Origin of the sequence: Sphingomonas sp. S6 (genome assembly GCF_043498045.1) — a bacterium.
GTDB lineage: Bacteria > Pseudomonadota > Alphaproteobacteria > Sphingomonadales > Sphingomonadaceae > Sphingomonas.
On the sequence record NZ_JBIEOE010000061.1, the window covers coordinates 1 to 380 of the forward strand.

1 protein-coding gene is annotated in these 380 nt (G+C 63.9%); it reads right to left on the reverse strand.

Annotated features, from left to right (window positions below):
* On the reverse strand, positions 1-337 hold a 337-nt coding region (locus ACGVWT_RS19245), incomplete at its 3' end, for a hypothetical protein (RefSeq protein WP_394427849.1).
* Positions 338-380: the final 43 nt, after the last annotated feature.

Here is a 380-nt window from a genome sequence, read left to right on the forward strand (position 1 = left end):
CCAGCTGCTCGTCTGGCATGTGCGCAGCGCGAGTGCTCGTGCCCAGGTTCTGTATATGGAAGTAACCGTTGTGGGTGCCCTGCCACTGCCCTGCCAGATCGTGCGGTCGGGCTGGTGGCAGGCACGCGCCACAAGGGTCAGGAGGTGCCCGCTCAAGTTCGTGTTTCCCTGCCTGCAACGCACCCTCGGCCTCTTCGAACGCTTGCAGACTATCGCTCAGGTATCCCGTCATTCGCGTGTCCGCCAAGGCGTCGCGCAGGGCAGATGCTGCAAGCAGCCCCAGCAGCATGCTCAGGACCAGGGCCAACAGAAGAACCACACCACGCTGGCGGCTCATGTAGCGGGTACCGGGTTGCGGAGTGCCACGCTCAGCGAGTGAT